The sequence below is a fragment of the Aggregatibacter sp. HK296 genome (assembly GCF_980469475.1).
Genome location: NZ_OZ413142.1, coordinates 829,301 through 844,019, shown reverse-complemented (window position 1 = coordinate 844,019; position 14,719 = coordinate 829,301). Strand labels below are relative to the sequence as shown.

Annotated in this window: 10 protein-coding genes; 9 read left to right on the top strand and 1 reads right to left on the bottom strand. The window is 39.6% G+C overall.

Going from position 1 to position 14,719, the window contains the following annotated elements; translation table 11 throughout:
* Nucleotides 1-88: 88 nt before the first annotated feature.
* From AC30SH_RS04040 to yfaE, 9 genes are all read left to right on the top strand, one after another.
* On the top strand, nucleotides 89-1,636 hold the full coding sequence (locus tag AC30SH_RS04040) for a type I restriction-modification system subunit M (protein WP_489582158.1): 1,548 nt from the start codon (nucleotides 89-91) through the stop codon (nucleotides 1,634-1,636).
* 8 nt (nucleotides 1,637-1,644) lie between these two features.
* Nucleotides 1,645-2,871 (top strand): restriction endonuclease subunit S, encoded by a 1,227-nt coding sequence (locus AC30SH_RS04035; RefSeq protein WP_489582157.1) that lies wholly within the window; start codon nucleotides 1,645-1,647, stop codon nucleotides 2,869-2,871.
* A 6-nt stretch (nucleotides 2,872-2,877) separates the two neighbouring features.
* Complete coding sequence (locus tag AC30SH_RS04030) at nucleotides 2,878-3,819, top strand: Abi family protein (RefSeq protein ID WP_489582156.1); 942 nt, start codon at nucleotides 2,878-2,880, stop codon at nucleotides 3,817-3,819.
* A 192-nt stretch (nucleotides 3,820-4,011) separates the two neighbouring features.
* Nucleotides 4,012-7,107, top strand: a complete 3,096-nt coding sequence (locus AC30SH_RS04025) for a type I restriction endonuclease subunit R (protein ID WP_489582155.1) — start codon at nucleotides 4,012-4,014, stop codon at nucleotides 7,105-7,107.
* Between the two features lie 299 nt (nucleotides 7,108-7,406).
* Nucleotides 7,407-9,677 carry a class 1a ribonucleoside-diphosphate reductase subunit alpha gene (gene nrdA / locus AC30SH_RS04020; protein WP_489582154.1) on the top strand — a complete coding sequence of 757 codons (2,271 nt, stop codon included), beginning with the start codon at nucleotides 7,407-7,409 and terminating at the stop codon, nucleotides 9,675-9,677.
* Nucleotides 9,678-9,696: 19 nt separating this feature from the next.
* On the top strand, nucleotides 9,697-10,629 hold the full coding sequence (locus AC30SH_RS04015; protein WP_489582153.1) for a DUF2806 domain-containing protein: 933 nt from the start codon (nucleotides 9,697-9,699) through the stop codon (nucleotides 10,627-10,629).
* Between the two features lie 156 nt (nucleotides 10,630-10,785).
* Nucleotides 10,786-11,916, top strand: a complete 1,131-nt coding sequence (gene nrdB / locus AC30SH_RS04010) for a class Ia ribonucleoside-diphosphate reductase subunit beta (protein ID WP_489582152.1) — start codon at nucleotides 10,786-10,788, stop codon at nucleotides 11,914-11,916.
* Nucleotides 11,917-12,100: 184 nt separating this feature from the next.
* Nucleotides 12,101-13,486: an SLC13 family permease gene (locus AC30SH_RS04005; protein ID WP_489582151.1), complete on the top strand. Its 1,386-nt coding sequence runs from the start codon at nucleotides 12,101-12,103 to the stop codon at nucleotides 13,484-13,486.
* Nucleotides 13,487-13,555: 69 nt separating this feature from the next.
* Complete coding sequence (gene yfaE / locus AC30SH_RS04000; protein WP_489582150.1) at nucleotides 13,556-13,804, top strand: class I ribonucleotide reductase maintenance protein YfaE; 249 nt, start codon at nucleotides 13,556-13,558, stop codon at nucleotides 13,802-13,804.
* A gap of 92 nt (nucleotides 13,805-13,896) precedes the next feature.
* Here yfaE and dapB read toward each other — a convergent pair whose 3' ends face one another.
* Nucleotides 13,897-14,709, bottom strand: a complete 813-nt coding sequence (dapB, locus tag AC30SH_RS03995; RefSeq protein WP_212509679.1) for a 4-hydroxy-tetrahydrodipicolinate reductase — start codon at nucleotides 14,707-14,709, stop codon at nucleotides 13,897-13,899.
* Between the last annotated feature and the right edge of the window lie 10 nt (nucleotides 14,710-14,719).

The window sequence follows — 14,719 nt, the reverse complement described above, 5'->3', positions numbered from 1 at the left end:
CGAACCGCCTTATTGATGTTTATAAATGATCTAGCGAAAGGTAGAATAGCGCCTTAACTTAATACTCTATTCTCCAAAGGAGCTTTTAATGGCAGCTGCAATTCAACAACGCGCCGAACTTCAACGACGTATTTGGCAAATCGCTAATGATGTACGCGGTTCCGTCGATGGTTGGGATTTTAAACAGTATGTTTTGGGTACACTTTTCTATCGTTTTATCAGTGAAAATTTTGCCAACTATATTAAAGGTGGAGATGATAGCGTTGATTATTCTACTTTTAATGATGACAACCCTATTATTGCAGCGATCAAAGAAGACACCATCAAAGCAAAAGGCTATTTTATTTACCCAAGCCAGCTATTTAAAAATGTCGTGGCGACAGCCAATACTAATCCGAATCTAAATATAGATCTAAAAAGTATTTTTACTGATATCGAAAACTCCGCTACTGGCTTCCCTTCCGAACAGGATATCAAAGGCTTGTTTGCCGATTTTGATACCACCAGCAACCGCTTAGGCAATACCGTTGCCGATAAAAACAGCCGTCTAGCTGCGGTATTAAAAGGCGTTGCCGAGTTAGATTTTGGTGACTTTGAAGATAATCATATTGATTTATTCGGTGATGCTTACGAATTTTTAATTTCCAACTATGCCGCTAATGCCGGTAAATCGGGTGGTGAGTTCTTTACGCCACAATGCGTTTCCAAGCTGATTGCTCGACTGGCTTTATATGGACAAGACAAGGTCAATAAAATTTATGACCCGGCAGCTGGTTCTGGTTCTTTATTATTGCAAGCGAAAAAACCATTTGATGAACACATCATTGAAGAAGGATTCTTTGGGCAAGAAATCAATCACACCACTTACAACCTTGCTCGTATGAATATGTTTTTGCATAACATCAACCACGACAAGTTTGATATCGCCCTTGGCAACACCTTAATGAATCCGCAATTTGGCGATGATAAACCTTTCGATGCCATTGTTTCTAATCCGCCTTACTCCGTGAAATGGATTGGCTCGGACGATCCAACACTGATTAATGATGAGCGTTTTGCCCCAGCAGGCGTGCTTGCGCCAAAATCTAAAGCGGATTTTGCCTTTATTTTGCATGCGTTAAGTTATCTTTCAGCAAAAGGCCGTGCGGCGATTGTCTCCTTCCCCGGCATTTTTTATCGCGGCGGTGCGGAGCAAAAAATTCGTCAATATTTGGTCGATAATAACTATGTAGAAACGGTGATTGCGCTTGCGCCAAATCTCTTTTTCGGCACCAGTATTGCGGTGAATATTTTGGTACTTTCCAAACATAAACCAGATACCCAAACCCAATTTATCGATGCCAGCGGTTTATTTAAATCCGCCACCAATAACAATATTTTAGAAGAGGAACATATTGAGCAAATTCTCAAATTGTTTGCCGATAAAGAGGATGTGCCACATTTAGCCAAATCCGTGTCCTTTGAAGACATCGTTAAAAATGAATACAACCTTGCGGTGAGTTCTTATGTGGAACAAAAAGACACTCGCGAAGTGATTAATATTGATGAACTCAATGCGGAAATTCGTAAAACAGTTGCCAATATCGACCGCTTGCGTGCGGAAATTGACAAAATTGTGGCGGAGATTGAGGGGTAAAAAACACAATGAAAAACAACCGCACTTTTTTAGAAAAATTATTGGATGGGGCTGAGGTTGAGTGGAAAACACTCGACGAAATATCTTCTATTTATGGTGGGCTAACAGGAAAAGGCAAAGCTGACTTTGAAAATGGAAATGCCCTTTATGTACCTTACAAAAATATCTTCAATAACATTGAAGTTGATTTTAATAATCTTGACACCGTAAATGTGTCTGATGATGAAAAGCAATATACCATAAAATATGGAGATGTCTTATTTACTGGTTCTTCAGAAACTGCTGAAGAAGCAGGGATGTCTTCTGCTGTTACAACAAAAACAGAACAAAAAATCTATCTAAATAGTTTTTCGTTTGGATTAAGATTTAATGATGATATAGAGTTATTGCCTGAATTTTCTAAATTTCTATTTAGAACGCTCTCTATTCGCAAAGAGATTGTGAAATCAGCTAGTGGAGTAACCAGATTCAATATTTCTAAAGCAAGATTTAAGAAAATCAAAATCCCCATCCCCCCACTATCCGTTCAAACCGAAATCGTAAAAATTTTGGACGCATTGACAGCGCTTACCAGCGAGCTTACCAGCGAGCTTATACTACGCCAGAAGCAATATGAATACTATCGAGAAAAATTATTATCTTTTGATAGTTTAGAGCAATTAAATTCGGGGGGGGGGAAGAAGAAACTTATTGATGTGGCTATTTATGCAAAATCACGCATCTCGACTGATAAATTGGATAAAGAAAATTATATAGGGGTTGAAAATTTACTTCAAAATAAACTGGGTAAAACAAGTTCCAATTATGTACCAACTGAAGGCTCATTTATTGAATATCTTCCTGATGATATTTTAATTGGAAACATTCGTCCCTATTTAAGAAAAATTTGGTTAGCAGATAAAACTGGTGGAACAAATGGTGATGTGTTAGTTATACGATTGACAGATGAAAATGTTATTCCACGTTATCTTTATCATATATTGGCAAATGAACATTTCTTTGAATACAACGTTAAATATTCAAAAGGTGCCAAAATGCCTCGAGGGGATAAAACTGCAATTTTGCAATATGAGTTTGATGTTCCCCCACTCGAACAACAACAACGCATCGTTTCAATCCTAGATAAATTTGAAACCTTAACCAATTCCATCACCGAAGGCTTGCCTTTAGCGATTGAACAAAGTCAAAAGCGGTATGAATATTACAGAGAATTATTACTAAATTTTAAACAATAAGAAAATATGCCAAAAACATTAAAAGAATGGAAAAGTTTTGATGACCAACTCTCGCAATTAAAAACACGTGGGCTTGTTATTGAGAATGACTTAAAAGCCTTAGGTTATTTAAAAACAATTGGATATTATCGTGTTAGTGGCTATCTTTATCCTTTTCGCCAAATAGATATTTGTAATCCTGAGAAAAAATTAGACCGCTTTACTGAAAATACATCTTTTACTGATGTAAAACAACTTTACCTTTTTGATAAAAAATTACGACAATTAGCACTTGATGCTTTAGAAAGAATTGAAGTCGCTATGCGTGTGAATATTGCTTATCAATTAGGAAAATATCATCCGCTCGCCCATAAAAAAAGTGAATTTTTTGATTCTAATTTCCGACATTCAGAATGGTTAGATAAACTTGATAGTTTAATTCGCCGAGAAGGAAAAACAAGTTTTGTAAAACATCATTTAGAACAATACGAAGATCTACCTATTTGGGTATGCTGTGAAGTTTGGGATTTTGGCACAATGTCAAAACTTTATAGTGGGATGAAAGAAGAAGATAAAGACCATATTGCTAAAATATATCATTTAAAAAGTGGAAGACATTTACAAACTCATCTTCACGCTTTTAATATCATTCGCAACATTTCCGCACATCATAGCAGATTATGGAATCGTTCTATTCCCGTAAATGCAACATTAAAAGGGCTAAATGACCCACAGTGGAAAATGCTCTCAACGAAACAAGTATTCGTATATTTTTGTTTGATGAAAAGAATGTTAGATATTATTTGTCCAAATTCAACGTGGGGAGAACGTTTTTTAACGGTTCTTGATGAATTTCCTAAGGTGCAAAATAATGCAATTTCAATAAGAGATACAGGATTAGTTATTGACCTAAAAGAATGGAATCTATGGAAAAAAATGGCCCCTAGCCTTGTGAATCCAACCACTTGAGTTGGCAAAGCCAGGGGAACTGTTGGCGTACATAGTATAAAAATATGGATCCGAGGTCAAGTTCTTTAGTTAAAACTAAAGTTTTCTTGATTAATATTTAAACTATAAAAATAAGATTATTATTCAATAACTTATAATAACTCAAGTTATTCAGTATTACTAAATAACTGAAAAATATACTAAGGAAAAATCATGACCCAATACAAAACCATCGCTGAATCCAATAATTTTATCGTTTTAGATCAATATAATAAATTTGTGGAAGAGCCTAACGCTGGTTATCAAACGGAAGGGGGCCTTGAGCGTGAATTTATTCGTGATTTACAGGCGCAAGGTTATGAGTATTTACAAGGGCTCAATACCCATGATGCATTGGTTAAAAATTTACGGGCACAATTACAGCGCTTGAATAACGTGGTTTTCTCCGATGCGGAATGGCAACGTTTTTTAGAGGAATATTTGGATAAAACCAGTGATAGTCTGATTGAGAAAACCCGCAAAATCCATGATGACTATATTTATGATTTTGTGTTTGATAATGGACGCATTCAGAATATTTATCTGCTAGATAAAAAAAATCTTGCCAATAATTCTCTGCAATTCATCAATCAATTTGAGCAAAGCGGCAGCTATGATAATCGTTATGATGTGACAATTTTGGTGAATGGTTTACCCCTTGTACATGTTGAATTGAAAAAACGCGGTGTAGCCATTCGTGAAGCCTTTAATCAAATTCATCGCTACAGCAAAGAAAGCTTCAATAAAGAAAATTCTCTCTTTAAATATATTCAGATTTTTGTCATTTCTAATGGCACGGATACTCGCTATTTTGCCAATACCACCAAACGCGATAAAAATAGCTACGACTTCACAATGAATTGGGCAACGGCAAAAAATACTCTGATTAAAGATTTAAAGGATTTTACGGCGACATTCCTACAAAAACATACTTTGCTCAATGTGTTGGTAAATTACTGCGTGTTTGATGTATCCGATACCCTATTGATTATGCGTCCGTATCAAATTGCCGCCACCGAGCGTATTTTATGGAAAATCAAAAGTTCTTATTTAGCAAAAAGCTGGAGCAATAAAGAAAGTGGTGGCTATATTTGGCACACCACCGGCTCAGGCAAAACACTCACCAGCTTTAAAGCCGCACGTCTTGCAACAGAATTAGACTTTATTGAAAAAGTATTCTTCGTAGTAGATAGAAAGGATTTGGACTATCAAACTATGAAAGAATATCAACGTTTTTCACCGGATAGCGTGAATGGTTCAGAAAGTACGGCAGGATTAAAACGCAATATCGAAAAAGACGACAATAAGATCATTGTTACTACGATTCAAAAACTCAATAATCTGATGAAATCGGAAGATAAATTACCGATTTACGATAAACAGGTCGTTTTTATCTTTGATGAATGCCATCGTTCTCAATTTGGTGAAGCGCAAAAAAATCTAACGAGAAAATTTAAAAAATACTATCAATTTGGTTTTACCGGCACGCCTATTTTTCCAACTAACGCATTAGGTGCTGAAACTACAGCGAGCGTTTTTGGCGTTGAACTCCACTCTTACATTATCACCGATGCGATTCGTGATGAAAAAGTGCTGAAATTTAAAGTGGATTACAATGATGTACGGCCGCAATTCAAGAGCATTGAAACTGAAAAGAATCTTGAAGAGCTGACAAAACTCGAGAAAAAACAAGCCTTTTTACAACCTAAACGTATTGAGCAAATTGCCCAATATGTTTTAGATAATTTCAAACAAAAGACCCATCGCTTTAATGCCGGTAATAATGGCTTTAATGCCATGTTTGCAGTAAGTAGCGTGGATGCGGCCAAAGCTTATTATCAAACTTTTAAACAGTTACAAAGTGCGGTCAAAAATCCACTTAAAATTGCAACAATCTTTTCGTTTGCCGCGAATGAAGAGCAAGATGCGATTGGTGATATTGTTGATGAAAGTTTTGAAGTAGAGGCAATGAACTCTTCTGCTAAGGAATTTTTAAAATCTGCTATTGATGATTACAACGGCTATTTTGCGACCAATTACGATGTGGATGCGAAATCGTTCCAAAACTACTATCGTGATCTCGCTAAACGCGTCAAAAACAAAGAAGTGGATTTACTGATTGTCGTTGGAATGTTTTTAACTGGTTTTGATGCCCCAACGTTAAACACGTTATTTGTGGATAAAAACCTACGCTACCATGGTTTGATTCAAGCTTACTCTCGAACAAACCGCATTTACAACAGTACCAAAAGTTTTGGCAATATCGTCACTTTCCGTGATTTGGAACAAGATACGATTGATGCGATTACCCTTTTCGGTAAATCCAATACACGCAATGTCGTTTTGGAAAAAAGTTATCAACAATATATGGAAGGCTTTACTGATGCCGGTGTTGCTTGCCGTGGATATATTGATATTGTGACTGAGCTAAAAGAAAAATTTCCTGACCCAAGTGAAATTCAAACGGAAAAAGATAAGAAAGACTTTGTGAAATTATTTGGTGAATATTTGCGGGTTGAAAATATTCTGCAAAATTATGACGAATTCGCCGCTTTGCAAGCCTTCCAATCACTTGATACTACGGATGAAAAAGCCGTTGAAGCCTTTAAAGAAAAGTATTATTTAACGGATGAGACTTTTGCTGAAATGCGCCCCATTGATATACCGAGCGAACGTAATATTCAAAATTATCGCTCTACTTACAATGATATTCGCGATTGGCTCCGTCATCAAAAAGAGGGTGAGGAAAAAGCAAAATCAACGATTGATTGGGACGATGTGGTGTTTGAAGTGGATTTATTAAAATCTCAAGAAATCAATCTAGATTACATCTTAGAATTGATTTTCGAACACAATAAGAAAACGAAAAACAAAGCTGAGCTGATTAATGAAATTCGATCTATCATTCGAGCAAGCCTAGGAAACCGAGCAAAAGAAAGTTTGATTGTGGATTTTATTAATCAAACTGACTTGGATAACATTGCCGACAAAGCTGGCATTATTGAGTCATTCTTCCAATTTGCCCAAAAAGAGCAACAACAAGAAGCCGATGAATTGATGAGCAGTGAAGGACTGAATATTGATGCCGCAAAACGTTACATGAGCGTATCTTTAAAACGCGGATACGCCAGTGAACAAGGTACGGATTTAAATGATGCGCTCCCGAAAATGAGCCCACTTAATCCGCAGTATCTCACAACCAAACAACGTATATTCCAAAAAATCGCTGCATTTGTTGAGAAATTTAAAGGGATTGGAGGAACTCTCTAGTCAAATAAAAAAGTGCGGTTGAAATTCAATCTACTTTTTCACCGCACTTTTGATCTCCAAAAACATCCTCGGATCCGTTTTTAATTCAAAATTTGATCTCGCGCACAAATTTTAATAAATGCCTATTTCCGCCCATAGAAAAATCTTCTTTATTTATAACCAGTTATTTGATGTCAACTCTATTGAGAAAAAATATACCGCTTGAACTTTCAATAAGAACACATTATCTTGTGCGCGATTTTTCGAACAATAACTATATATTGTGTTTTAACACATTTCACAAGGAGCAGGCATCTTCTATGAATAAGGCACTAATGGTCACCAAACGTGACGGCACACTGGAGCCGATTAACCTCGATAAAATCCACCGCGTAATTACATGGGCGGCAGAAGGACTGGACAATGTGTCCGTCTCACAAGTGGAATTGCGTTCTCACATTCAGTTTTACGAAGGCATTCGTACCTCTGATATTCACGAAACCATTATCAAAGCAGCTGCAGACTTAATCAGCAAAGATTCTCCGGATTATCAATACCTTGCTGCGCGCCTTGCAGTGTTCCATTTGCGTAAAAAGGCTTACGGCCATTTCGATCCGCCTCGTTTATACGATCATGTGAAAAAACTCGTGCGCATGGGCAAATACGATCATGCCTTATTGGATGATTATACCCGTGAAGAATGGGATGAAATGGACGGTTTTATCGACCATTGGCGCGACATGACCTTCTCTTATGCGGCAGTAAAACAATTAGAAGGCAAATATCTCGTTCAAAACCGCGTGACCGGTGAGATCTACGAATCCGCCCAATTCCTCTATTTATTAGTGGCAGCAAGTCTGTTCTCCAAATACCCGCAAGAAACTCGCTTGGATTATATCCGTCGTTTCTACGATGCGACTTCTACCTTCAAAATTTCCTTGCCAACCCCTATCATGGCTGGCGTACGTACGCCAACCCGTCAATTCAGCTCTTGTGTGTTGATTGAATGTGGCGACAGCTTGGATTCCATTAACGCTACCGCCTCTGCCATCGTGAAATATGTTTCTCAACGTGCCGGTATCGGTGTAAATGCCGGTGCGATTCGTGCGCTGGGTAGCCCAATTCGTGGTGGCGAAGCATTCCATACCGGTTGTATTCCGTTCTATAAATATTTCCAAACTGCCGTGAAATCCTGCTCTCAAGGTGGTGTGCGTGGCGGTGCGGCAACCGTGTATTACCCAATTTGGCACTTAGAAGTAGAAAGCCTGCTAGTATTAAAAAACAACCGTGGTGTGGAAGACAACCGCGTGCGTCACATGGACTACGGCGTACAGCTGAACAAATTAATGTATCAACGCTTAATCAAAGGCGGCGACATCACCCTATTTAGCCCGTCCGACGTGCCGGGGCTTTATGAAGCGTTCTTTGCGGATCAAGACAAGTTTGAAGAACTTTACGTGCAATACGAACAGGATCCATCCATTCGTAAACGTACCGTAAAAGCCGTGGAATTGTTCTCTTTATTAATGCAAGAACGTGCTTCCACCGGTCGTATTTACATTCACAACGTGGATCACTGCAACACCCACTCGCCATTCGATCCGAAAGTGGCGCCGGTGCGTCAATCTAACCTGTGCTTGGAAATCGCCTTACCCACCAAACCATTAAATAACATTAATGATGAAGAAGGTGAAATCGCTCTTTGTACCCTTTCTGCCTTTAACTTAGGCAAATTGGACAACTTAGACGAGCTAGACAATTTGGCAGATCTTGCCGTTCGCGCATTAGATGCCTTGTTGGATTACCAAGATTATCCGGTGGCAGCGGCAAAACGCAGTTCCCTTGCCCGTCGTTCTTTAGGTATCGGCGTTATCAACTATGCATACTACTTGGCGAAACACGGCGTGCGTTATTCTGACGGCAGCGCCAACGATTTAACCCACCGCACTTTCGAAGCTATTCAATATTACTTATTGAAAGCCTCCATGAACTTGGCAAAAGAACAAGGCGCGTGTGAATACTTCCACGAAACGACTTACGCACAAGGCATTTTACCAATCGATACATACAAAAAAGACATCGACAGCTTGACCTCCGAGCCGTTGCATTACGACTGGGAAAGCCTACGCCGTGACATTCAAGAATTCGGCTTGCGCAACTCTACCCTCACCGCCCTCATGCCGTCGGAAACCTCTTCACAGATTTCCAACGCCACTAACGGTATCGAACCGCCACGCGGCCATGTGAGCGTCAAAGCTTCAAAAGATGGTATTTTGAAACAAGTGGTGCCGGATTATGAAAACCTTGGCGAAAACTACGAATTGCTTTGGGACATCCCGGGCAACGACGGCTACTTGCACTTGGTTGGCATCATGCAAAAATTCGTGGACCAAGCCATCTCCGCCAACACCAACTACGATCCGAAACGCTTTGAAGATGGCAAAGTACCGATGAAAGTGTTGTTAAAAGATCTCTTAACCGCTTACAAATACGGCTTAAAAACCCTCTACTATCAAAACACCCGCGATGGTGCAGAAGACAGCCAAGAAGATTTAGATGATGGTTGTGCCGGTGGGGCTTGTAAGATTTAATAAAACACGGTTCAAAATAATGAATGAAATTGCCATATGGATTGGAAAAAAGCTTGTTGAATTTGGATTATCTAATAATAAGAAGTTGTTATTGGAAAAAGGCAGAACGGAGATTCAATTAAAAAAAGAAGAATTAATTGAATTGGAAGAAGCTAAAGTTTACGCTGAATACAATGCAGAAAAGCTACGTGAAAAACTAGGTTTTACTGTAGAAAGAATTGAACGTAATCAAATCATTGCCGATCTAGCTGATTTAAATAGCCAAATAGACCAGCTAAGAAAACAACAAAATATTATGTATTCTCTTGTTGAAGCTATTAAAGAATTTAAATCGGAAGATTTAAATTCTAGTAAACATTCAATGCCAGAAGCTGATTGGCTACAAGATTGGCAAGAAAAAGCCTCTCGCTTTTCTAATCAACATGCACATACTTTATGGGGAAAGATTTTAGCTGGTGAAATAAAAAATAAAGGTACTTTTTCTCCTAGAACATTAGATACTCTTAAAAATTTAACTCAAGAGGACGCAGAACTATTTTTAAAAGCGGTCAGCATTTCTTTTAATGATGCAAATATTATTTTTAGAATAGATTCAATCCCTGAATCAAAAAAATTAACTTATGCAAATTGGGTAACCCTACAAGATATTGGGTTAGTAACTCAAGTATCTACTATGCCACCAACAATTTCTCGAATGGTATCTTCAAGTGAGCCAATGATGGTTAATTCAAGATTTTATACTTTCATACTTAATACTAATAGCGAACCATTTGAGTTTTCTGAAGGTTGTTATGTTTTCTCTGAGGCAGGTAGAAGTTTGCTTAAAGTTATAGATTTTGAAGAAGATTTAAACTATTTTAAATCAATGAAGGAGTATTTTGAGAGAAAATACCCCTCAGCAAAAGTTACTATAATAAATAAAAAAGATAAAAATAATCATCACTTAGGATAAAACTAAGTGCATATACTACTTTCTCCTCTGATAGCGCAAGCATCCACGCTTGTGCTAAGTAGATTTAGTTAGGACACAAGAGAAGACGCTTGTGCCAGCATAAAAAACATTTAAAAAAATAACCACACTTTACTCATAAGATTAAAGGACAAAAAAATGGCATACACCACTTTCTCACAAAACAAAAACGACCAATTAAAAGAACCGATGTTCTTTGGTCAAAACGTTAACGTTGCGCGTTACGATCAACAAAAATATGAGACCTTTGAAAAGCTCATTGAAAAACAACTTTCTTTCTTCTGGCGTCCGGAAGAGGTGGATGTGTCGCAAGACCGTATCGACTACGCCGCATTGCCTGAACATGAAAAACACATTTTCATCAGCAATTTAAAATATCAAACCTTGTTGGATTCCATTCAAGGTCGTAGTCCGAACGTTGCGTTGTTGCCATTGGTATCCATTCCGGAATTAGAAACCTGGATCGAAACCTGGACGTTCTCCGAAACCATCCACTCCCGTTCTTACACGCACATTATTCGTAATATTGTGAACGATCCATCTATCGTGTTTGATGACATCGTGACCAACGAAGAAATCATCAAACGCGCGCGCGATATTTCTTCTTACTACGACGATTTAATCCGCGACAGCCAACTTTACAGCCTATACGGTGAAGGCACTTACACTGTAGATGGCAAAGAATGTGTCGTCACCTTGCGTAACTTGAAAAAACAACTTTACCTTTGCTTGATGAGTGTGAACGCGCTTGAGGCCATTCGTTTCTATGTGTCTTTCGCGTGTTCCTTTGCCTTTGCTGAACGTCAACTAATGGAAGGAAATGCGAAAATCATTAAATTTATCGCCCGTGATGAAGCGTTGCACTTAACCGGCACACAGCATATTTTAAACATCATGGCGGCAGGTCAAGACGATCCTGAAATGGCGGAAATTGCCGAGGAATGCAAAAAAGAAGCCTACGATTTATTCTTGGCGGCAGCAGAACAAGAAAAAGACTGGGCGGATTATTTGTTCAAAGACGGCTCCATGATCGGCTTGAACAGAGACATTTTGGTGCAATACGTGGAATACATCACCAATATCCGTATGCAGGCGGTAGGCTTGCCATTGCCGTTCCAAGCGCGCTCCAACCCGATCCCTTGGATCAACGCGTGGTTAGTTTCCGACAACGTACAAGTGGCACCGCAAGAAGTGGAAGTGAGTTCTTATCTTGTGGGTCAAATTGACTCCAAAGTGGACACCAAAGATTTCGACGATTTCGATCTGTAATCTTTCATATCGCTAAAAGTGCGGTGGATTTTTGGGGTGTTTTTAAACGCCAGTAAAATCCACCGCACTTTTATCTCTTTCTTCTTCACAAAATATATTTGATAGCCGTCACAAATTTGTTAAAAAAATGTTTCCAGTTTATTAAAACAATGCTAATAAATAGCAGTCATGGAGGACATTTATTATGCAAACACAAATCCCTTTCTTTGCTAAATATAAAAGCCTGATTATTCTTGTTTTGGATTTTATCTTGATGTTGGTGTTAATCAACACGCTGCCCTTCTCACCAAAGGAAAACCGCGGCTTGGCCTTGCTAACGTTCATCGGTATTTTGTGGTTGACAGAAGCCTTTAATATTACGGTAACCTCGCTTATGGTGCCGATTCTCGCCATTGGTTTGGGACTCATTAACACACAGAAAGCCCTTGCGCCTTTTGCTACGCCGATTATTTATATGTTCTTCGGCGGCTTTGTTATCGCGGCAGTATTACAAATTCAGCAACTGGATAAAATCATCGCGAATTACATCGTGCGACTCGCTAAAGGCAATTTAAAACTTTCCGTAGCGTATTTATTTGGGGTCACCACCTTTTTATCTATGTGGATCAACAACACGGCTGTCGCGGCAATGATGTTGCCACTCACCATCGGAATGTTAAAAGGGTTGAATGCAGAAAAAAATTATCGCCTGTATGCGTTTACCTTGTTAGGCATGGCGTTTTGTGCCAGTATTGGCGGCATTGGCACCTTGGTCGGTAGCGCTCCTAATGCCATCTTGGCCTCTCAAATTCAAGTAACTTTCACCGAGTGGTTAGGCTATGGCTTCCCGGTAATGCTGTTGTTGCTACCTTCCATGTTATTTTCCCTTTGGGTCATTTTACGTCCCAACTTTCATGTTGAATTTTCCCCTTCTCTTGAAAAAGTCTCTTTCACGAAAAAGAACATCATCACGCTAATCATCTTCAGTGTGATGGCATTACTGCTCCTTTTTAGTTCTGTCCTCAATCCTTGGTTCTCGGGTTTACTGGGCTTAGAGAAAAAAATTGATAGTTTCGACAGTATTATCGCCTTAACCGTCGTGGTGATTATCGGCGTGACCGGTGTAGCCAAATGGAAAGAAATTCAAGAACGTGTGGAATGGGGCGTGTTAATGCTTTTCGGCGGTGGTTTAACTTTGAGTATCGTGATGAAAGACTCCGGTGCCAGTAAAATCATGGCAGATACCATTGTGCAATTTACCAATGAAAAACCGTTGTGGGTGCTTTGTTTCGTCGTCAGCGCATTCATCATCTTCCTCACAGAATTCACCTCCAACACCGCCAGCGCAGCATTGATCATGCCGATTGTGATTTCAGTGGCGCAAACCTTAAACTTGCCACCAATCGCCCTCGCTGCCATCATCGCCTGCGGTGCAAGTTGTGCCTTTATGTTGCCAATCGCCACACCGCCGAACGCTATCGTGTTCGCGACAGGCCATGTCAAACAAGTGGATATGGCAAAGGTCGGCTTTATTCTCAACCTTTTCTGTATCGGAATAATTGGCGGCATGGCATATTTCGTGTGGATCTAATTTCGATTACAATACGCCCAATGCTATTTAGAGCAGTTTTCTAACTGCTCTTTTTTTATTTTAATGATCATGAAAATTCATTTATTGCACAGCCGTCAAACCATCGAACACGATAATCAAATCCCGCTCCTCAATCGCTTGGAACAACATGGTATTTACCATGAATACCAATGCCGCAGTGGCTATTGCGGTTCCTGCCGAGTAAAAATAAAAAAAGGCAAAGTGTCCTATGCGGAAACACCGTTAGCCTTTTTACAACAAGATGAGATTTTATTGTGTTGTTGTCAGGTAGAAGAAGATTTGGAGATTGAACTTTAAAAATGCCGTAAAAAATGACCGCACTTTGATCGATGAAGCTGAAATGATGATCAATTTCGGATACAAAAAGGGGCGTTTACTCGCCCCTACTTTTATAGATTATTCAAATCCAACACATCCGTCATATCAAACAAGCCCTTGTCTTTTCCCTCAAGCCATTTCGCCGCACGCACAGCGCCGTTAGCAAAGGTCATACGGCTGGAAGCTTTGTGGGCAATTTCAACGCGTTCGCCGATGTCGGCAAACCAAACGCTATGTTCGCCAACCACATCAGAAGCGCGAATCGTAGAAAAGCCAATTTCATCTCGTTTACGTTCACCGATAATGCCGTCACGGCAAAATACGCCGTGGGTTTTCAAATCACGCCCCAACGTTTTGGCGATGTGTTCGCCCATGGAAAGTGCGGTGCCGGACGGCGCATCCACTTTGTGGCGATGATGCGCTTCAATGATTTCAATGTCGCAATAATCGCCCATCACTTTGGCGGCTTTTTCCAATAATTTAAACACCAGATTCACGCCCACGCTGAAGTTAGAGGCAAACACAACACCAATATGCTCCGAAGCGGCTTTAATCGCTGCTTTGCCTGCGTCATCAAAACCTGTTGTGCCAATAATGATATTTTTTTGATTCGCCACACAAAATGCCAAATGCTCCAAGGTGCCTTCCGGACGAGTGAAATCAATCAGCACGTCAAATTGTTCTTTTGCCGCGTTTAAATCATTGCCCACCTGAATGCCTAAGTGACCAATGCCCGCCAACTCACCGGCATCTGCGCCCACCAATGAGGAACCTTTACGTTCAAATGTCGCGCCTAATACCACGCCTTCTGCGTTCTGTACTGCTTGAATCAACTGGCGCCCCATGCGTCCGCCGGCGCCTACGATTGCAATTCTTAAAGCCATAATCTTCTCC